Source organism: Polynucleobacter sp. UB-Siik-W21 (assembly GCF_018687415.1).
Lineage (GTDB): Bacteria > Pseudomonadota > Gammaproteobacteria > Burkholderiales > Burkholderiaceae > Polynucleobacter.
Window position 1 is genome coordinate 521,934 of sequence record NZ_CP061289.1, and the last position, 20,656, is coordinate 542,589.

Here is a 20,656-nt window from a genome sequence, read left to right on the forward strand (position 1 = left end):
CATTTAGAAAAGAGAATATTCAATGCCTCGTTTTGCCGCCAATTTGTCCATGCTCTTTACAGAAGATGCATTCTTAAATCGCTTTGCGCTTGCACGAGTTGGTGGTTTTAAGGCTGTCGAATTTTTATTTCCTTATGCATTTTCTAAGGATGAAATTAAGTCTTGTTTGGATACTTATGCGTTGAAATTGGTTTTGCATAACCTGCCTGCAGGCGATTGGGAGGCTGGCGAGCGAGGTATTGCTTGCCACCCTGATCGCGTTGCAGAGTTTCGTGCTGGGGTAGATAAAGCGATTGAATATGCCACTTTTTTAAATGTTAAGCAGTTAAATTGTTTAGCAGGCAAGGCGCCTGCCGGGGTTGATCCTAAAGTGCTACGCGATACTTTTGTTGGTAACTTAGGCTACGCAGCAGAGCAGTTAAGCAAAGCAAAAATCAATCTCTTAATTGAGCCTATCAATACTTATGATATTCCAGGGTTCTACTTATCAAGAACTCAGCAGGCGATTGAAATCATGGATGAGGTAGGTGCCGATAACTTGTATTTGCAATATGACATCTATCATGCTCAGCGCATGGAAGGTGAGTTAGCAAATACGATTCAAAAATATCTCCCTAGAATTGGGCATATTCAGTTAGCAGACAATCCTGGACGTAATGAGCCTGGTACTGGCGAAATTAACTATGACTTCTTATTCGGCTTCCTGGATAAGATTGGATATAAGGGCTGGATTGGTTGTGAATACAAGCCTCTCAAGAACACTGCTGCAGGTCTTGCATGGATGGAGAAGTATGAGCATTCTCATCATGAGTCTGCTTTTGCATAATAGCTTACTAGAATTTAAGCTAAATCCTTAACTCCTCAAGTGGTTTCATCCTAAGCAATGGATTCTGCTTAGGGCTAATCTGCTTTATTGCAGTTGAGGTATGGCATATACCTATTTGTAGCACAGCCCTCACTCCAGCCTCATACTCCCACTTTTTAAAGTTAAGATATTCATCCAATTAAAAGCAATTTTTTAGATGTCAGTAATTTCTTACTAAAAAATCAGGTGGTGATTTTTAGAGGCTCTTGTTACGATTATCCGTTTGAGAGTCTTCTATGCAAAAATTTTCTGGATTTTTTGGCGCCATCATTGACCCCGCTAGATATAAAAACATAGATAGTGTTTTGGTTGTAATGCATGCAAATGTAGAGTTCGTTAATTTTCTAGCCGCATTGGGTAGCGTCATTAGAATAGCGGGAGTTATACCCAAAGCAAGCTCTAAAAAATTTGCAAATCTAAATGCCTTACAGCAGTGCTATCCAGTATTTGATATTGATCGAAGCTCGATATTAGCAAGCCCATCTGAATTTATTAAAACAATTGATTGCCTAACAAATCTTGGTGAAAAATTAGCCCCAAGAGATTTTTATTTCTTTTATTTGCATTTTTAATCAGTGGGGTAGCAGTTTTTGCTCTTAATTATGAAAAGCTTTAATGTAAACGCCATTCCAAATTTTGATATTAGCAAATCAATTGCCCTGTTTGGCCGTCGCGTGCATTCAGTCTTGAATTATGAAAATCCATTCAGTAGGTCAAATCAGATTGGACATGTCACTGCAAGTGGTTTGTTAGTACATGAAAACAAAGCATTACTGATCTTTCATCCATATATTAAAGCTTGGTTTCAGCCTGGTGGCCATATTGATGATGGTGAATCACCTATTGAGGCGGCTATTCGCGAGGTATACGAAGAAACTGGCTTCATATGCGCATTGGATTCGGGAGGTCTTGAGCCAGTTGATGTTGATGTTCATGAAATTCCTGCAAATCCTCAGAAGGGTGAAGGGGTTCATTTGCATATTGACTTACTTTATAGGCTGAAAGTTTTAAGACAGGATAAATCGTCAGAAGATATTTTGTATGACTGGTTTTCTTTTGACCAAATTAAAAGTACTCGCATTCGCCGAGTTCTGTCCAACCTAAGTGCCTAAAGCCTCAAGTAACTCGGTCTCTAATTGAATCTGTAGCTTTGGATTTTTGCCCAAGTTGGCGGCATCCAGCAGTAATACGTCTTCTACTCGTTCACCAAGAGTATTGATACGCGCGGTATGAATCGATACTTGATGTTTAGCTAGCACTCTAGAGATGGTGTAGAGCAGTCCAGTCCGATCGCTTGCAGAGAGTGCAAGTGTGTAATAGCGCCCGCGATCATCTGGAGCCATATAAACCCGGGGCTTAATGGGGAAGGTGCGAGATTGTCTAGAGAGGCGACCCATGCTTGGAGTGGGTAAGGGATCTGCATTGCTTAATGCAGCAGTAAGCTCAAACTCTACCAGTTGAATGATGTCGCGGTAGCTACTGCCCTCATCTACTAGGGTGCTACCAGAAATTTGGAAAGTATCTAAAGCGTAACCATGGCGAGTGGTATGAATGCGCGCATCCCAGATAGAGAAACCATGCTTTTCAAAGTACGCGCAGATTCTGGCAAATAGATCTTCTTGATCTTTGATATACACCGCGACCTGCAAACCTTCGCCAATGGGCGACAACCTTGCGCGCACAATAGGCTGGTCGTTATTCACCTTGTTATAGAGATGACGCGTTAACCAAGCTATATCAGATGAGTCCTGGCGAAGGAAGAAGGCAACATCTAATTGTTTCCATAGTTCTTCATAAGCCTCGTCATTGATGCCATACAGGCGTAATTTAGCCTTGGACTCTTCTTGGTGTTGCGCCAATTCTGAAGAGGCATCTGGCTTGGCTCCACCTAAGACTCTAAGAGTGGTGCGATAGAGATCTTCAAGCAGTTTGCCTTTCCAGGCATTCCAGACTTTAGGGCTGGTGCCACGGACATCAGCTACGGTTAAGAGGTACAAAGCAGTGAGATGACGTTCATCACCCATCTTCTTGGCAAAAGCCCGTACTACATCTGGATCTGTGATGTCTTGCTTTTGAGCTACCTGGCTCATATTGAGATGTTCTGCAACTAACCAGATCAAGAGCTCAGTATCTTTTTTATCAAGACCATGGTCTTTGGCAAACTTACGCATATCGGCTTTGCCAAGTTGCGAATGATCCCCGCCACGTCCTTTGGCAATGTCGTGGAAAAGTGCGGCAATCACTAGTAACCAAGGCTTTTCAAAATGGGCAATTAAGCTGCTACAAAATGGAAACTCATGGGTATGTTCAACAACCATGAAGCGGCGCACATTACGCAACACCATCAAGATGTGCTGATCAACGGTGTAGACATGAAACAAGTCATGCTGCATCTGCCCAACAATTTTTCTGAAGGCAGGCAGGTATCGACCGAGAACGCTACTACGGTTCATTAAGTGGAATGCTCGACTTACACCTTCGGGTTGCTTCAGAATCTCGATAAAGAGGGCTCGATTAATAGGGTTGGCTCGCCACTTAGCATCCATTTTTTGGCGGGCGTTATACAGTGCTCGAAAAATAGTTGCTGAAAGGCTTTTGACGTTAGCTGTTTGCGAAAATACCAGGAAGGTTCGCAAAATTTGTTCAGGATGATTCTGAAACAATTGTGGATCGGTGATATCGAGTACACCTTGCCGCTCAATGAAATACTCATTACCTTCGCCTGGAATAGGGCGAGTGGTTTTAGATTCTTGCGGAAAGAGGAGTGCTTCAATGTTTTGTAAAAGAACATCGTTTAATTGCGTGACTGCTTTAGCAGCCCAGTAGTAGCGACGCATAATCGCTTCACTGGCTTGGCGTGAAGAATCGGTTTCAATGCCCATCGATTTCGCCAGTGGTGCCTGTAAGTCAAAAGCAATCACATCTTGGCGACGTCCTGCGAGCAGATGCAAATTGGCCCTCAGGGTGTCCAGAAAGCGTTGATTGCGATTCAGTTCTGTTAGCTCGCGCTGGGTGACTAAGCCGGCTTCATTTAAGTCTTTAAAGGTGTTACCCAATAATGCCGCCTTACTGACCCAAGAGATGACCTGCAGATCACGTAAGCCACCGGGACTCTCTTTGCAGTTAGGCTCAAGCGAGTAAGGTGTATTTTGATATTTGTAGTGACGTTGTATTTGCTCTGCTTGTTTAGCTTGAAAGAAGCTCTTTGGATCCATTGCACCTTCATAAGCGGCGGCAAATTCTTTAAAGAGTTGTTTTTTCCCGCAGATCAAGCGCGCTTCAAGAAGTGAAGTGCGAACCGTGATGTCCTGCTCTGACTCTGAAATGCACTCTGCAACGGTTCTTACTGAGGAGGCAATTTCAAGGCCAGTATCCCAGCACCTTGCAACAAATTGCTCTACTTTTTTTGATACAGCATCAACCATAGTTGTGTTGGGTGGAAGCAATATCAGAATGTCAATATCAGAATAGGGGAAGAGGGCGCCTCTTCCGTATCCGCCAACAGCCACCAGGGTTGCTTCGCTGTTCAAGTCATAGTCATTCCACAAGTGAGCGAGTAGTTGATCAGTCAGTTTGCTTAGTTGTTTAGTGAGCTTGCCGGCAGCCTGTGTTTTTTTAAACTCTGTATAAGCAACTTCACGAGCGACACGCAGACCTGCCGCATCAGTAATCTTATTGACTGTCTGCGACTGAGTCATGTGATTACGCGCTAGCTGTTAAAGGCCTGAATGCAAGACCTTTAACGCAGTCCGGCGGAGGATTGCTGCCCTCTGACCAGGTTAATACCTCAACGCCAGTTTGCGTCACCAAAAGAGTATGTTCCCACTGCGCAGACAAGCTACGATCTTTGGTTTTAACAGTCCACTGATCTGGCATGGTTCTAATTTCACGACGACCTGCGTTGATCATCGGCTCAATGGTAAAAGTCATGCCAGCTTCTAATTTCTCACCAGTGCCTGGGCGACCATAGTGAAGGATTTGCGGGTCTTGATGAAACACTTTGCCGATACCGTGCCCGCAGTACTCACGCACAACGGAATAACCTGCTTTTTCAGCATGTGTTTGAATCACGTGACCAATGTCACCGAGTGATGCACCTGGTTTCACTTGAGCAATACCCAGCCACATGCATTCAAAAGTAATTTGCATCAGACGCTTGGCCAGCAGAGAAACTTCACCAACCATAAACATCCGACTGGTGTCGCCGTAATAACCATCGGGAGTAATAACGGTGATATCTAAGTTAACCACATCACCAATTTTGAGAACTTTGTCCCCAGGAATGCCGTGGCAAATCACATCATTGACCGAGGTGCAAATGGACGCCGGAAATGGTGGGTAACCTGGGGGTTGGTAGTTCAGTGGCGCAGGAATAGTTTTTTGCACGTCCCGCATGTACTCGTGGCAAATGCGATCAAGTTCGCCAGTGGTAACGCCAGCCTTAATATGGGGAGCTACATGATCCAAAACTTCACTCGCTAAGCGACCAGCCTCACGCATCCCAAGGATGTCTTTTTCTGCGGTAAATGCACTATTCATTCCTTGATTATCAACGACTTGGACAGTCTTAGCTTACCAATACTGCCTAAAAAATAGGCGGTAACCCAGTTTTTAGGGCATTCAGAGCCAGTTTTATCGCACTGGGTCTTGGGACAGACTTGGCTAAGACAAGCTAGAGCCTTGATATTTAAGCTATAATTTTGAACTCAGTTCTATTTTGGACTTGAAATCGCGAGTTGAGCCCTCCAGGGTGGCGTTTTTTAGCGCAGCTAGGACTCAACTTTAGAACTAACCCTTAGGAGATGTTATGTCAGTAACAATGCGTCAAATGCTGGAAGCCGGTTGCCATTTTGGTCACCAAACACGCTTCTGGTCCCCAAAGATGGCCCCATTTATTTTCGGTCATCGCAATAAGATCCACATCATCAACTTGGAAAAAACATTGCCAATGTTTCAGGACGCCCTGAAATTTGCAAAACAAGTTGCTGCTAATCGTGGCACGATTTTGTTTGTTGGTACTAAGCGTCAATCACGCGAGATCATTGCTGAAGAAGCTGCTCGTGCTGGTATGCCTTATATCGATAGCCGTTGGTTGGGTGGCACACTCACCAACTTCAAAACAGTTAAAGGTTCCCTCAAGCGTTTGAAGGACATGGAAGTTGCTAAAGAAGCTGGCGACTGGGAAAAGCTTTCCAAGAAAGAAGCTTTGACGAATGACCGTGATCTCGACAAACTACAAAAAGCCCTTGGCGGTATTAAAGATTTGAACGGTGTTCCTGATGCGATTTTCGTAGTGGACGTTGGTTATCACAAGATTGCTATTACTGAAGCGAACAAGCTCGGTATTCCAGTGATCGCTGTGGTGGATACTAACCACTCACCAGAAGGCGTTGATTACATCATCCCTGGTAACGATGACTCAAGCAAAGCTGTAACCCTCTATGCACGTGGTATTGCTGACGCAATCCTCGAAGGCAAAGCGAACTCTGTTCAAGAAATCTTGACAGCCGTTAAAGAAGGTGAAGAAGAGTTTGTTGAAGAAGGGAAAGCTGAATAATGGCCGCTATTACCGCTGCAATGGTTGGCGAATTGCGCGCCAAGACTGATGCTCCGATGATGGAGTGCAAAAAAGCTTTGACAGAGGCTGATGGTGATATGGCTCGTGCAGAAGAAATTCTGCGCGTAAAGCTGGGTAGCAAAGCTGGTAAAGCGGCTTCACGCGTTACTGCTGAAGGTATCGTAGCCGTTTTTATCAATGGTACTAACGGTGCTTTGTTAGAGGTGAATTGCGAAACTGACTTCGTTTCTAAGAATGATGACTTCTTGGCATTTGCAAATGACTGCGTCAAGTTGGTTGCTGAAAAGAACCCAGCTGATGTTGCTGCATTGCTCGCACTGACTTTAAACGGATCTACGGTGGATACAGTGCGCAGCGCATTGATTGGCAAAATTGGCGAGAACATCATGCCACGTCGCTTCAAGCGTTTTACTGGTAGCAATAAGTTAGTTTCTTACCTCCATGGCACCCGCATTGGTGTTGTGGTTGAGTTTGAAGGCGACGACACTGCTGCTAAAGATGTTGCGATGCACGTTGCTGCCATGAAGCCAGTTGCTTTGTCTACTGCTGACGTTCCTGCTGAGTCGATTGCGATTGAGCGTAGCGTCGCGGTTCAAAAGGCTGCTGAATCTGGTAAGCCACCTGAAATCGTTGAGAAGATGGTGGAAGGTTCCATTCAGAAGTACCTCAAAGAAGTTTCTTTACTGAATCAGACTTTTGTAAAGAACGATAAGCAAACCGTTGAGCAAATGCTCAAAGCTGCCAACACAAACGTCAAAGGTTTTACGATGTTTGTTGTGGGTGAAGGCATTGAGAAGCGTCAAGACGACTTTGCGGCTGAAGTGGCTGCTCAGGTAGCTGCCGCCTCTAAAGCTACTGCGTAATTAGCCAGCTCTGGGCTTGCCCCAGTAGGTCAGTAATACCCAAAAGGGCATAGAAACTCAGGTTTCTGTGCCCTTTTGTTTGATCTTTCCCAAGCCCTTTATAATTTGGCGGAGATATTAAAAAAGTACTTAAAGATCAATAAGCTAAGTATGCAAAGTACTTGGCAAATTACGGAAAATAAAATCATGCCAGGCTACAAACGCGTCCTCCTCAAATTATCTGGTGAAGCCCTGATGGGGGATGATGCTTTTGGCATCAATCCGATCACTATTGATTCCATGGTTTCTGAAATCGCCCAAGTGGTCAATAGTGGTGTTGAGCTCGCCATCGTCATTGGTGGGGGAAATATTTTCCGCGGCGTTGCTGGCGGCGCTGCTGGTATGGATCGTGCAACTGCTGACTATATGGGCATGTTGGCGACCATGATGAACTCTCTCGCATTACAAGATGCTTTGCGTCAAAAAGGGGTTGAAGCGCGCGTGCAATCCGCCCTGAGAATGGACCAAGTGGTTGAGCCTTACATACGCCCACGTGCCATTCGCGCGATGAGCGAAGGCAAAGTAGTGATCTTTGCAGCCGGTACAGGTAACCCGTTCTTTACAACCGATACTGCCGCCGCCTTGCGTGGCGCTGAAATGGGTGTGGAAGTGATGCTGAAAGCTACTAAGGTGGATGGCATCTATAGCGCCGATCCAGTCAAGGATCCTACTGCGACTCTTTATAAGACCATCACCTTTGATGAGGCATTAATTCAGAACTTACAAGTTATGGACGCTACTGCATTTGCATTGTGTCGTGACCGCAAATTACCAATCAAAGTATTTTCGATCCTCAAGCCAGGCGCATTGATGCGTGTAGTTCAGGGTGAATCTGAAGGTACTTTGGTGCACGTTTAATAGGGGGCCTGATGTCTGCAGCAGAAATTAAAACCAATACCAATCAAAAGATGGAAAAGTCTCTTGAGGCTTTGAAAACGAATTTGGCGAAGATTCGTTCTGGGCGTGCCAATCCAGGAATACTGGAACATATTCAAGTGGAGTATTACGGTAATCCAACACCACTAAGTCAAGTGGCGAGTTTGGGCCTAGCAGATGCTCGCACGATTAATGTTCAGCCATTTGAAAAGACCATGGTTGCTGCCGTGGAGAAGGCTATTCGAGATTCGGATTTGGGTTTGAATCCTGCCTCACAAGGTACTGTGATTCGCGTGCCAATGCCTGCATTGACTGAAGAGCGTCGTCGCGAGCTCACTAAAGTCGTCAAAAGCGAGGGTGAAGATACTAAAATTGCAGTGCGTAACTTACGTCGCGATGCCAATGAACATCTCAAGCGCTTAACCAAAGATAAAGAGATTTCTGAAGATGAAGAGCGTCGTGCCACTGACGAGATTCAGAAGATGACCGATAAAGCAGTTGTAGATATCGACAAGATCATTACTGAAAAAGAAAAAGAGATCATGACGGTTTAAGGCCGGATTGAGTTTGATTCTTTTATGACCCAACACCTCAGTTCTACTCAAGCCATTCCAGAGGTAAGCGCTATTCCTCGCCATGTTGCGATCATCATGGATGGTAATGGGCGTTGGGCGAGTAAACGTATGATGCCTCGAGTGACAGGCCATACTGAAGGCTTAGCTGCGGTTCGGAAAATCGTTCAAGAGTGCCGTCGTACCGGCGTTGAGTATTTGACGATATTTGCTTTTAGTTCTGAGAACTGGCGTCGCCCACCAGAAGAGGTGGGTTTCTTAATGAAGCTCTTTCTAAAATCGCTCAAGGCGGAAGTTTCTCGTCTTGCAGAAAATGATATTTGTTTGCGCGTGATTGGCGATCTCAGTCGCTTTGATAACGCAATTCAGGAAATGGTTCATTTCTCAGCAGAAAAGACTGCTGGATGTAATGCGCTGACGATTACTGTCGCTGCAAACTATGGCGGACGCTGGGATATCTTGCAGGCGATGAGTCGTTGCTTGGCTGCCAATCCAAATTTGAAGCCGGAAGACGTCAGTGAGGATTTATTACAGCCTCATCTTTCGATGGCTTATGCCCCAGAGCCAGATTTATTTATCCGCACTGGTGGCGAACAACGGATCAGCAATTTTTTATTATGGCAGTTAGCTTATACAGAGTTATATTTCACAGATGTTTTATGGCCAGACTTTGATGAGGTTCAGCTCCATAAGGCGTTTGATTGGTTTAGTCAGCGCGAACGTCGTTTCGGGCGAACCAGCGCTCAGCTTGCATCGCAAGTGATGAGTGATGCAGTTTAACTATCTAAACTACTCCACATGTTAAAAACCCGCGTGATTACTGCCCTTATTTTACTGGCAGTTCTATTACCAACCTTATTTTTACTGCCAGCCGTGTATGTTGGTGCATTCTTTTTGCTAACCCTATTAGCTGCTGCTTGGGAGTGGAGTCGTTTACTTGCACCCGAAGCAGGGCGGGCAGCCTGGCTTTACGCTCTTTTTTGCTTAATGATTATTTTATTTTTGCTAGGGATGAAAAACGTCGATTGGCAATTTGCTCTATTGCTCTTAGCAGTCTTCTTTTGGTTTTTTATCGCCCCATTGATGCTTGCTAAAGGCATGAATCTCTCTTTGCAAAAGTTGCGTCCTTTTTACGGAGTACTCGGACTCATTTTGCTGCCAGCAACTTGGTTCGCTTTGGTTTTCTTGCGAGAGTTAGGACTCGTATTTTTGTTAACCACTATTGCTTTAGTGTGGGTGGCAGATATCGGGGCATACTTTGTTGGTAAGGCGTTTGGAAAACGAAAATTAGCCATCCAAATTAGCCCGGGGAAATCAGTTGAGGGTGCAATAGGCGGTCTGGTTCTCTGTTATGTATACGCATTTTTGTGCGTGTTTTACTTGCCCTTCGAAGCTACTTTATTTGGGGCATGGGCGATACGCTTTGGTTGGGTCGCCATGTTTCTGATGGTGACAGTATTAACAGCCTTCAGTATTTTTGGTGACCTCTTTGAGTCCCAATTAAAGCGTTTGGCTGGCGTGAAAGATAGCAGTCATTTGTTGCCAGGGCATGGTGGGGTATTGGATCGTATTGATGCATTAATGCCTACTATGCCAATTGCAGCTTTACTTGCGGGGCTGGTGTAATGAAGAGACTTATTACCGTTCTGGGCTCTACTGGTTCGATTGGTGTGAATACGTTGGATGTGATTCGGGCGCATCCTGATCGCTTTCAGGTGGCAGCACTTACTGCGGGTAAGCAAGTTGATCTCTTGGCAGAGCAGTGTATTGAATTTAAGCCTGCTATTGCTGTTGTCTCAGAAGCCAGTGATGCTGTGCGCTTAGAAAAATTATTGCTTGAGAACAATATTAAGACTCAAGTATTGTATGGTCCTCAAGCCTTAGTAACAGCGGTAACAGATTCTGGATGTGACACAGTAATGGCTGCCATTGTTGGAGCAGCAGGCTTAGTACCAACCCTTGCAGCAGCCAAAGCTGGCAAACGTGTTCTGCTTGCAAATAAAGAAGCGCTGGTGATGTCTGGTAATTTGTTTATGCAAGCCATGAAAGATGGAGGCGGGGAATTACTTCCAATTGATAGCGAGCACAATGCCATTTTTCAATGCTTGCCAAATGAATTTACTAAGACTCCACATTCCAATCATGGCGTGGAAGAATTGTGGCTCACTGCCTCGGGTGGGCCTTTTAGAAATACGCCATTAGATCAATTAGCGAGTATTACTCCAGATCAGGCCTGTGCCCATCCGAATTGGGTCATGGGTAGAAAGATATCTGTGGATTCTGCAACCATGATGAATAAGGGGCTTGAAGTCATTGAAGCCTTCTGGTTATTTGGTTTGCCGCTTGAAAAAATTAAGGTCTTGATTCATCCTCAAAGCGTAGTGCATTCAATGGTGCGCTATCGTGATGGTTCGATATTGGCGCAATTAGGTCAACCGGATATGCGCACCCCCATTGCTTATGGTTTGGCCTGGCCAGAGCGTATTGAGGCTGGCGTAGCGCCCTTGAACTTAACTCAACTGGCTAGTTTCCATTTTTCAGAGCCAGAGCTTGCTCGCTTTCCGTGTCTTGCTTTGGCCTTTGCTGCAGCCAAAGCAGGTGGTACAGCGCCTACAGTACTGAATGCTGCCAATGAAGTTGCTGTTGCTGCATTTTTAGACGCTGGCTTGCATTATCTCCAAATCCCGGCAGTAGTTGAGAAGACCTTGAACGCCATTGCTCTGACTAATGCAGATTCATTGGAGGATATTTTGAGTACGGATGCACAAGCCAGAAAAGTGGCGTGTGAGTTTATTCAAGTTTTACATAAGTAATTAAGGTGATTAAGGATTTTCTTTGCAAGCATTAATTACCCTTGGTGCATTTTTGCTGACTCTTGGTGTGTTGGTGAGCTTTCATGAGTTTGGCCATTTTTTAGCGGCCCGTGCATGTGGCGTAAGAGTCCTCCGCTTTGCAGTGGGTTTCGGAAAACCACTCTTTACTTATCACGCAAAAAACAAAACTGAATGGGTACTTGCTTCAATACCTCTAGGTGGCTACGTCAAATTATTAGATGGTCGAGATCGTTCTCAAGATATTGCGGTGGAGGATGAGATGCAGGCTTTTGATCAAAAGCCTCTTTGGCAGCGCTCTATGATTGTGGCGGCAGGACCATTTGCAAATTTCTTCTTAGCGGTTTCGCTATTTTCCGTCATCTATATTTCTGGTGTGCCACAACTTCCAGCGGTCTTACAAAGCCCCCCAGAAAATTCAGTTGCTGCAAAATTCGGTGTAACTGCGGGAGACAGGGTAACTGGATGGCAGACTCTTGATTCAGGCGCTGCGCCCATTTCTGGGGAATTTGACCCCGTTCCAAGTTGGAACGCTTTGCACTGGAATCTCATGGATGCTCTAATCGGAGAGTCTGGGTTCGCATTGGAGCTGCAGGATTCAAGCGGTAGTCGCTTTATCAAAGCTTTTAAGGCTGATGATTTGCCAAATATCACCCCGGAAGGTGATCCCATGAAAAGTCTGGGCTTACTGCCTCAGGCCACTCCTTTGGCTCAATGGGATGAGCTCAAATTGAACCCCCTTCAGGCCTGGGGATTTGCAAGCCAGCGAGTTTGGTTAATCAGTAAGGTATCTCTCAGGCTTATGGCGGGAATGTTTACCGGTCAAACCTCCATAAAGCAGTTGGGAGGCCCCTTAAGTATTGCTGACATGGCTGGTAAGTCTGCCCAGATCGGCTGGCAACCCTTCCTAGCATTTTTAGCATTAATTAGCATCAGCATTGGTATTCTCAATTTACTCCCTTTTCCTATGCTTGACGGGGGTCAGCTCCTGTATGATGCATGGGAGTTGGTCGCTGGAAAACGGATTTCGATTTCGATGCAGGAGCAGCTCCAAAAAGTGGGCTTTCTGTTTTTGATTTCACTATCCCTGCTGGCTTTGTTTAACGATTTACAACGCTATTTGTCGCCTTGAATTTTCTAACAATATCCCATTCTCTTTATGGTCGTTTTTTAGCTAGATTGCTACTGATTGTGGCCATTTGTTGTGGCTTCAATGTTTCTGCGGCAGATTCTTTTGTTGTGAAAGATATTCGGGTTGAGGGTTTGCAGCGCGTAGAGCCAGGAACAGTATTTAGTTATTTATCTGTTCAAGTAGGTGATACATTTACCGAAGAAAAAGGCGCAGAAGCAATTAAAGTCCTATATAGCACTGGATTTTTTAGAGATGTACAAATTCAGGCTCAGGGCGATGTGCTTATTGTGATTGTTGAGGAGCGCCCAACGATTTCTCGGATTGAATTTACGGGAATGAAAGAGTTTGATAATGAAATTGTTCGTAAATCCTTAAAGACTGTCGGTGTTGCTGAAGCGCGTTTTTACGATAAAGCTTTAATTGATAAAGCTGAGCAAGAATTAAAGCGACAATATGTGGGCAAAGGGATGTTTGCGGCCGAGGTGGTTGCCACTGTTACTCCGGTTGAACGCAATCAAGTCGCTGTTTATTTCAATATCGATGAAGGCCCAGTTGCCAAAATTCAAGAGATTAATTTCATTGGCAATGAGGCTTTCAGCGAAGGTACACTAAAAGGTGAAATGCAACTCAAGACAGGTGGCTGGTTGTCTTGGTATAGCAAAGATAATCTCTATTCTAAGCAAAAGCTTACCGCTGATTTAGAAACCATTCGCTCCTACTATTTAAATCGCGGTTACCTTGAGTTTGTGATCGAGTCTACTCAGGTTTCAATTACGCCCGATAAAAAAGGGATTTACTTAACTGTCAGTATTCGTGAAGGTAAGAAGTTTAACGTTAAAGACGTGCGTTTGGCTGGTGAGTTGTTGGGTAAAGAGGCTGAGTTTAAGCAGTTGATTGTCCTAAAACCAGGCGATACTTTTTCATCTGCTCGTTTAACAGAGAGCACTAAGGCTATTGCAGAAGTATTGGGTACCTATGGCTATGCTTTTGCAACCATTAATCCTCAACCAGATATTCGCCGCGAATTGTCTGAGGTTGACCTTACCTTGGTGATTGATCCAGGCCGTCGTATTTATGTTCGCAAAGTAGATATTTCTGGAAATGCAAAAACCCGCGATATGGTTATTCGTCGAGAGATACGACAATTCGAAAGCTCCTGGTTTGATGGGGACAAAATTGATCTATCTAAAAAGCGCTTGGGCAGACTGGGCTACTTCACCGAGACTGACATTGTTACGGAGGATGTACCTGGATCACCTGATCAGGTCGATGTCAATGTGAAGGTTACAGAAAAACCAACGGGGGCAGTGACGATTGGTGCTGGCTTCTCTTCAACTGAAAAACTGATCTTATCTGCCGGTATTAATCAGGATAATGCTTTTGGTACTGGCACTGCGATTGGATTAAATGCTTCATTGGGCAAGATTAACCAAAGTTTTGCTCTATCGAATTACGATCCGTATTTTACAGAAGAGGGCATCAGTCGTTACACGGATCTTTTTTACCGCTCATCTAGACCCTTATATTACGTTGGTGATCCTGATTATCAAATTAAATCGGTAGGTTCAAATATCAAATTTGGTGTTCCCTATACAGAAGTAGATCGTGTATTTTTCGGAACTGGTGTTGAGGCTTATCAAATCCAAACCACAATAAATACTCCTGCGCCCTATTTGAATTATGCCCAGAGTTATGGCATTGCAGCGCCTGGTTACCCTGCAACTTTGACCACGTATAATGTGCCATTGACTGTGGGCTGGGCGCGTGATGGCCGTGATAGCGCCTTGATTCCTTCAGAGGGTTCTTTGCAGCAACTCTCTGCCGAGGCAGGGACGCCTGTAGGAAATATGACTTTCTATCGATTGTTTGGTCAATACCAAAAATACCATTCATTCTCAAAAGGAAATATCCTCTCGTTTAATGGCGAGGTGGGTTATGGTCAGGCATATGGTAGCAATCCATATCCGATTACTAAAAACTACTATGTCGGCGGCATTGGATCCGTACGTGGGTATGCTCCTGGATCTTTGGGCCCTCAGTACTTCAATTCCGTAATTAATGCTTATCAGCCTACTGGTGGACAGTCCAAAATTGTAAGCAATGTGGAATATACCGTTCCGGTCCCGGGTTCTGGAGTTGATAAGACCTTGCGAGTATTTACTTTTGTGGACGGCGGTAATGCTTTTGGGCAGAATATTAACTTGGTATTGAGGTACTCATATGGTTTGGGTATATCATGGATATCGCCTTTAGGGCCACTAAAGTTTAGCTATGGTATTCCGATCAAGTCTCAACCAACGGATAATATCCAGCGTTTACAGTTCCAGGTGGGAACGGCATTTTAATTGCTTAAGGAAAGTTTTATGAAGTGTTATCAATTTTCTAAATCGATTCAAGTTGTTTTAGCTGCTATTGCAATTTTATCTGCGACTCAACAGACTTTTGCACAAGATGCGGGAACACGGGTTGCTGTGGTGAACTCAGAAAAAGTATTTAACGAGTCTAATCTGGCTAAGGCAATGCAAACTCGCCTACAAAACGAATTTACTAAGCGTCAAAATGAATTACGTGACAGCGCACAAAAAATTAAGACGGCTGCTGAAAAGCTTGATCGAGATGCTGCAGTAATGAATGAAGCTGAGCGCGTTCGTCGTCAGCGTGAATTAGCTGACCAGGATCGTGAATTACAACGTAAGCAACGTGAATTTACAGAGGATCTCAATCAGCGCACCTTTGAAGAACGTGCAAAGATTGCTGAAAAGGCAAACGCAGTTCTGCGTCAAATCGCCGAGCAAAGAAAATTAGATGTCATCGTTCAGGAAGCGGCTTTCGTGAGTCCAAAAGCTGATATCACCGATGATGTCATCAAGGCTTTAAATAGCCAGAAGTAAGTTTTATGCCTACCGCCATTGAGCTAGCCGATCATTTTCAAGCAAGCTTGGTGGGGGAGGCCTCCATAGAATTCATTGGTCTTGCCCCATTAGAGCTCGCCCAAAAAAATCAAATATCGTTTCTGTCAAACCCACTGTATCGTCAACAGGCTTCTGATAGTAGAGCCGGTGCTCTCATTGTTAGTAAAGCAGATTTAGATTTTCTAAATGCAAATCCTGGTGAAAATACTCCACAGCGTGCGTACTTTGTTTCTAAGAATCCCTACGCCACCTTTGCTAGGATGGCTCAATTTTTTGCAAAACAAAGTTCGCCGACTTATATTCCAGGCATTCACCCAAGTGCGGCGATAGATCCAGAAGCCCATATTCCAAGCTCGTGCCATATTGGCCCTTTTGTGCAAATTGAGGCTGGCGTAAAACTGGGAGAACGTGTTTCTATCTTGGGCAATACAACGGTTGCTAGAAATAGTGTCATCGATAGCGATACTCTGATTTACCCGTCTGTATCGATTTATCAAGGTACTCAAATTGGGGAGCGTTGCATTATTCATAGCGGTGCAGTGATCGGCGCTGATGGTTTTGGATTTGCACCCTACTTCTCTGCGGCTGGTGGAGAGTGGGTCAAAATTCCCCAAACAGGTAAGGTAGTGATTGGTAATGATGTTGAAATTGGCGCCTCTACTACGATTGATCGCGGCGCGATGAGCGATACCGTGATTGGTTCGGGTACCAAGATTGATAACCAAGTGCAGATTGCGCATAACGTAGTTGTGGGCAGTTGTTGTGTTATTGCTGGTTGTGCTGCTATCTCCGGCAGTACAAAAATAGGTAATTTCTGTATCATCGGAGGGGCAGCGAATTTTGCTGGCCACCTCACTATTGCCGATAGGACAACAGTCTCTGGTAATACCTCGATTATTCGTTCAATTACCGAACCAGGGCAGCATTTCACAGGGGTTTACCCCTCGATGCTACATAGTGCTTGGGAGAAAAACGCTGCAATCTTGCGTGGTCTAGATAAAATACGTCAACGCTTGCGTTTATTAGACAAAAATAAGAATTCTGAGTCTTAGGACTTTTTAGTAGGTTAATTTCATTCACTTTTTAGTAGGTCATTTATGAGCACACCAATTGCGATCGATATCCATAAGATTCTCCAGTTGTTGCCACATCGCTATCCATTCCTATTAGTAGATCGTGTCTTAGAAATTACTCCACGTGAGACCATCACCGCATTGAAGAATGTGACCATGAATGAACCTTTCTTTCAAGGACACTTTCCAGATTTTCCGGTAATGCCTGGTGTACTAATCATTGAAGCTTTGGCGCAAACTGCTGCTTTACTGACCTTTTCTGAAGAGCGTGCTGAAGACGCAGTCTATTACTTTGCTGGTATTAATGGCGCTCGCTTTAAAAAGCCAGTATTACCAGGAGATCAACTCATCATGACTGCAAAGTTGGAACGCGGTCGTGCTGGTATTTATAAGTTTGCAGTTCAGGCAACCGTAGATAGTGAGATAGCTGCTGAAGCTAATATCACCTGTGCGGTTCGTTCGAAAGGCGCATGATGACTCAGATTCATGTATCTGCTGTAGTGGACAGCAAAGCAGAGGTTGCCAGTGATGTCGAGATTGGTCCCTATTCTGTAATTGGTCCTCACGTCAAAATTGGCTCTGGCACCAAGATTGGATCGCATACTGTGATCGAGGGTCACACCACGATTGGCAAAGACAATAACTTTGCTCACTTTACTGCTATTGGTGGACCTCCCCAAGATATGAAATATCGTGGGGAGCCGACTCAACTCATGATTGGTGATCGCAATACGATTCGTGAATTCACTACCATTCACACAGGCACCTCTCAGGATGAAGGTATTACCCGGATTGGTAATGACAATTGGATCATGGCTTATGTCCATATTGCGCATGATTGCCAAGTTGGTAATCACACTATTTTCTCAAGTAATGCGCAAATTGCAGGTCATGTGCATGTTCATGATTGGGCCATTATGGGTGGTATGTCTGGTGTCCATCAATTTGTGCGCATTGGGCAACATGCGATGTTGGGTGGTGCTTCAGCGCTAGTGCAGGATATTCCGCCATTTGTAATTGCAGCTGGCGATAAAGCCTCACCTCATGGCATTAACGTAGAGGGCTTAAAGCGTCGCGGTTTTTCCAGTGAAACGATTTCTGCATTGCGTCAGGCTTATAAGGTTCTCTACAAGGATGGACTCAGTTTTGAAGATGCTAAAGTAGAAATTCAGAAAATGATTTCTGCAAGCTCGGCCGATGTAGCCACTGTAGAAAAGCTGACGGAGTTCCATGACTTTATTGCCGCCTCTACTCGCGGCATTATTCGGTAACGATAGGAATACTTTGCCAAAGTTAGCTTGTGTAGCTGGCGAACCCTCTGGTGACTTACTCGCAGCGCCAGTTCTGAGTGCATTAAATCAAATTCCGGATATGGCTGGTCTAGAGGTATATGGCATTGGTGGACCACGCATGCAAGCTGAAGGTATGCGATCAGAATGGCCCATGGAAACCTTAAGTGTGCGTGGCTATGTTGAGGCTATCAAACAACTGCCGGCTATTCTGAAACTTCGTAAAGAGCTGATTAACCATCTATTAGGTGAGGGTCGTCCTGACGTCTACTTGGGGATTGATGCGCCTGACTTTAACTTAGGGGTTGAGCTGCAATTGCGTAAAGCCGGTATTCCGACTTTGCATCTAGTCTCTCCCTCTATTTGGGCATGGAGAGCTGGGCGTATTAAAAAGATTGCACAAGCAGTTGACCGTATGCTCTGCATTTTTCCTTTTGAAACTGAAATTTATGATCGTGCAGGTATAGCGTCTACCTATGTTGGACATCCATTAGCCAGTGAAATTCCTTTGACCCCAGATGTTCATCAGGCTCGCAAAAAAATCATTGAGACTTTAAAGCTGTCAACAACTGCACTGGATGGAATAGTCGTTGCAGTATTGCCTGGAAGTCGTGACTCTGAAATTGAGCTGATTGCTCCCGTCTTTTTTGAAACGATGCAATTATTGGCCGAGCGTTTCAAGGGTCAAAAAATCCATTTTTTAATTCCAGTGGCAACGCCGCGATTGCGTGATCCACTAGAGCAGCTATTGCTGAAAACGAAGAATATCAATCCTGACATTCAGATTCATTTACTTGATGGGATGGCAGACGAGGTTTTGGAAGCCTCTGACGTAGTCCTCATAGCTAGTGGTACCGCTACCCTGCAGACTGCCTTATGGAAAAAGCCGATGGTGATTTCTTATAAGGTACCTTGGCTCACAGCCCAGATTATGAAGCGTCAGGGTTATCTACCTTATGTAGGTTTACCTAATATTTTGTGCGGTGAATTTGTAGTGCCAGAGTTATTACAAGATGATGCCACTCCTCAAAAGTTAGCCAATGCATTGCAAGAATGGCTAGATCATCCTAATCAGGTCGCAGAGTTAAAAGCACGCTTTGCTCAGATGCATGAAACACTGCGCCGACCAACGGGCTTGCTTGTTGCTCAAGCAGTTGTACAAACCATTACTAATAGTCGCAAGAGCCAGGTGGCTCAATGAGTATTGTGTGGATCTGTGGCGTAGATGAAGCAGGGCGAGGCCCGCTTGTTGGTGCTGTTGTTGCGGGTGCAGTCGTGCTAGATCCCCATAATCCTATCAATGGTCTTAAGGACTCAAAAAAACTGACTGCGGCATGCCGTGAGTTTTTGTATCAACAAATTATGGAAAAGGCTAAGGCCTGGGGAATAGGCGAAGCTAGCCCTGCAGAAATTGATGAGATCAATATTTTGCAAGCAACCATGTTGGCGATGCGACGGGCTGTTGAGGATTTGAGCTCACGTTTAGGGCAATGGCCTGATAAGGCTTTAATCGATGGTAATCGTTGTCCAGAACTGCCTATTACTGCAGAAGCCATTATTAAAGGAGATGCTAAAGAGCCAGCAATATCAGCAGCCTCTATCTTGGCTAAAGTGACCCGTGACCGTCAGATGCAAATCTTGCATGAGCGTCACCCAGAATATGGTTTTGCTCAGCATATGGGTTATCCGACCGAGGCTCATTTTGCTGCGTTAAAGCAGTATGGCGCTTGTGAGCAGCACCGTAGAAGTTTTTCTCCAGTCAGAAAAGTACTTGAGATGAATGCAGGCTAACTCTATATGAATTTTGATCTCATCACCTCTAAAGAGAATCCGCTTTTCAAAGAGATTCGTCTTTTGCAAGCCGCTGGATCCAAAGGTCAGAAGGCCAGAATCGCCAGAGGTCAAGTCTTACTGGAAGGCATTCATTTAGTTCAGACTTGGGTAGGAGACCCATCCTTAAAGATATTACTTACCTCGAAAGTGGGTTTACAAAATCCCGAAATTTCTGAAGCCGTCTACTCTCATATTGAAATCTGTCCCGACAGTAAAGTTTTACAGTTAGATAGCGCTCTCTGGGATTTGCTGAGTGAGTTAGTCAATGCCCCTCATATTGCAGGCTTGCTCGATCTTCCTCAATCTTGCTTAACGCCCCCACAATCAATTAGCACATTAGCTGGCGATGTCCTGATATTAGATCGTATACAAGATGCTGGTAATGTTGGCTCGATCTTACGCACTGCAGCAGCAGCAGGCTTTACTCAGGTAATTGCTTTATCAGGGTGTGCCCATTTATGGTCAAGCAAAGTCTTGCGTGCTGGCATGGGGGCCCATCGCTTATTAGATCTTTATGAGAGTTGGTCCAATCAACAAGTATTGAGTGCTGTCACCGCCCCCATGTTTGCTGCTACAGCAGATGCAGAATACGAACTCTTTGCGCTACAAAAAGAATTACAGCATCCTGTTGCTTGGGTGATGGGTAACGAAGGTCAGGGTGTGTCTGAAGATCTTTTAGCGCAAGCAAAAGGCGTTGCTATACCAATCGACCCGCGAGTGGAGTCCTTGAATGTTTCTACTGCTGCTGCCGTTTGCCTGTTTGAAACAATACGCGTTAGGCGTAGTTAAGCTA

Annotated in this window: 21 protein-coding genes; 19 read left to right on the forward strand and 2 right to left on the reverse strand. The window is 44.8% G+C overall.

Features of this window, described 5'->3' with window-relative positions; genetic code table 11:
- Positions 1-22 precede the first annotated feature (22 nt).
- The 3 genes from hyi to C2756_RS02765 all read left to right on the forward strand — a co-directional run bounded on the left by hyi (position 23) and on the right by C2756_RS02765 (position 1,977).
- On the forward strand, positions 23-826 hold the full coding sequence (gene hyi, locus C2756_RS02755) for a hydroxypyruvate isomerase (protein ID WP_215319829.1): 804 nt from the start codon (positions 23-25) through the stop codon (positions 824-826).
- Between the two features lie 275 nt (positions 827-1,101).
- A complete protein-coding gene (locus C2756_RS02760; RefSeq protein WP_215319831.1) occupies positions 1,102-1,437 on the forward strand; it encodes a hypothetical protein in 336 nt (111 codons plus the stop codon).
- 30 nt (positions 1,438-1,467) lie between these two features.
- Positions 1,468-1,977 (forward strand): NUDIX hydrolase, encoded by a 510-nt coding sequence (locus C2756_RS02765; protein WP_215319833.1) that lies wholly within the window; start codon positions 1,468-1,470, stop codon positions 1,975-1,977.
- Here C2756_RS02765 and C2756_RS02770 read toward each other — a convergent pair.
- Positions 1,966-4,563, reverse strand: coding sequence for a [protein-PII] uridylyltransferase (locus C2756_RS02770; RefSeq protein ID WP_215319835.1), 2,598 nt, complete (start codon positions 4,561-4,563; stop codon positions 1,966-1,968). The two genes, C2756_RS02765 and C2756_RS02770, sit on opposite strands and share 12 nt — an antisense overlap.
- Before the next feature lie 4 nt (positions 4,564-4,567).
- Positions 4,568-5,404 (reverse strand): type I methionyl aminopeptidase, encoded by an 837-nt coding sequence (gene map / locus C2756_RS02775; protein WP_215319838.1) that lies wholly within the window; start codon positions 5,402-5,404, stop codon positions 4,568-4,570.
- Between the two features lie 268 nt (positions 5,405-5,672).
- On the opposite strand from map, the gene rpsB reads away from it, so the two are divergent.
- The 16 genes from rpsB to C2756_RS02855 all read left to right on the forward strand — a co-directional run bounded on the left by rpsB (position 5,673) and on the right by C2756_RS02855 (position 20,652).
- Positions 5,673-6,422 carry a 30S ribosomal protein S2 gene (gene rpsB, locus C2756_RS02780; protein WP_071467757.1) on the forward strand — a complete coding sequence of 250 codons (750 nt, stop codon included), beginning with the start codon at positions 5,673-5,675 and terminating at the stop codon, positions 6,420-6,422.
- Positions 6,422-7,306 (forward strand): translation elongation factor Ts, encoded by an 885-nt coding sequence (gene tsf, locus C2756_RS02785; RefSeq protein ID WP_215319840.1) that lies wholly within the window; start codon positions 6,422-6,424, stop codon positions 7,304-7,306. The genes rpsB and tsf overlap by 1 nt, the downstream gene beginning before the upstream one ends.
- 186 nt (positions 7,307-7,492) lie before the next feature.
- Positions 7,493-8,203, forward strand: coding sequence for a UMP kinase (gene pyrH / locus C2756_RS02790; protein ID WP_215319842.1), 711 nt, complete (start codon positions 7,493-7,495; stop codon positions 8,201-8,203).
- 11 nt (positions 8,204-8,214) lie between these two features.
- Positions 8,215-8,775: a ribosome recycling factor gene (frr, locus tag C2756_RS02795; RefSeq protein ID WP_215296528.1), complete on the forward strand. Its 561-nt coding sequence runs from the start codon at positions 8,215-8,217 to the stop codon at positions 8,773-8,775.
- A 24-nt stretch (positions 8,776-8,799) separates the two neighbouring features.
- The gene (gene uppS, locus C2756_RS02800; RefSeq protein ID WP_215319844.1) at positions 8,800-9,573 is read left to right on the forward strand and encodes a polyprenyl diphosphate synthase; all 774 of its coding nucleotides are present in this window, start codon (positions 8,800-8,802) and stop codon (positions 9,571-9,573) included.
- A gap of 18 nt (positions 9,574-9,591) precedes the next feature.
- A complete protein-coding gene (locus C2756_RS02805) occupies positions 9,592-10,419 on the forward strand; it encodes a phosphatidate cytidylyltransferase (RefSeq protein ID WP_215319846.1) in 828 nt (275 codons plus the stop codon).
- Positions 10,419-11,606, forward strand: coding sequence for a 1-deoxy-D-xylulose-5-phosphate reductoisomerase (ispC, locus tag C2756_RS02810; RefSeq protein WP_215319848.1), 1,188 nt, complete (start codon positions 10,419-10,421; stop codon positions 11,604-11,606). The genes C2756_RS02805 and ispC overlap by 1 nt, the downstream gene beginning before the upstream one ends.
- 22 nt (positions 11,607-11,628) lie before the next feature.
- A complete protein-coding gene (locus tag C2756_RS02815; RefSeq protein WP_215319850.1) occupies positions 11,629-12,756 on the forward strand; it encodes an RIP metalloprotease in 1,128 nt (375 codons plus the stop codon).
- Positions 12,757-12,803: 47 nt separating this feature from the next.
- Positions 12,804-15,101, forward strand: coding sequence for an outer membrane protein assembly factor BamA (gene bamA, locus C2756_RS02820; RefSeq protein WP_251372135.1), 2,298 nt, complete (start codon positions 12,804-12,806; stop codon positions 15,099-15,101).
- A gap of 18 nt (positions 15,102-15,119) precedes the next feature.
- Complete coding sequence (locus tag C2756_RS02825) at positions 15,120-15,647, forward strand: OmpH family outer membrane protein (protein WP_215319855.1); 528 nt, start codon at positions 15,120-15,122, stop codon at positions 15,645-15,647.
- Between the two features lie 5 nt (positions 15,648-15,652).
- Positions 15,653-16,720: a UDP-3-O-(3-hydroxymyristoyl)glucosamine N-acyltransferase gene (gene lpxD / locus C2756_RS02830; protein WP_215319857.1), complete on the forward strand. Its 1,068-nt coding sequence runs from the start codon at positions 15,653-15,655 to the stop codon at positions 16,718-16,720.
- A 45-nt stretch (positions 16,721-16,765) separates the two neighbouring features.
- Positions 16,766-17,215, forward strand: a complete 450-nt coding sequence (fabZ, locus tag C2756_RS02835) for a 3-hydroxyacyl-ACP dehydratase FabZ (RefSeq protein WP_215319859.1) — start codon at positions 16,766-16,768, stop codon at positions 17,213-17,215.
- Positions 17,215-18,012 (forward strand): acyl-ACP--UDP-N-acetylglucosamine O-acyltransferase, encoded by a 798-nt coding sequence (gene lpxA / locus C2756_RS02840; protein ID WP_215320785.1) that lies wholly within the window; start codon positions 17,215-17,217, stop codon positions 18,010-18,012. The genes fabZ and lpxA overlap by 1 nt, the downstream gene beginning before the upstream one ends.
- Positions 17,972-19,231, forward strand: coding sequence for a lipid-A-disaccharide synthase (lpxB, locus tag C2756_RS02845; protein ID WP_215319861.1), 1,260 nt, complete (start codon positions 17,972-17,974; stop codon positions 19,229-19,231). Before lpxA ends, lpxB begins: the two co-directional genes overlap by 41 nt.
- Positions 19,228-19,821, forward strand: a complete 594-nt coding sequence (rnhB, locus tag C2756_RS02850) for a ribonuclease HII (protein ID WP_215319863.1) — start codon at positions 19,228-19,230, stop codon at positions 19,819-19,821. Before lpxB ends, rnhB begins: the two co-directional genes overlap by 4 nt.
- 6 nt (positions 19,822-19,827) lie before the next feature.
- Positions 19,828-20,652, forward strand: a complete 825-nt coding sequence (locus C2756_RS02855; RefSeq protein ID WP_215319865.1) for an RNA methyltransferase — start codon at positions 19,828-19,830, stop codon at positions 20,650-20,652.
- The last annotated feature ends 4 nt before the right edge of the window (positions 20,653-20,656 follow it).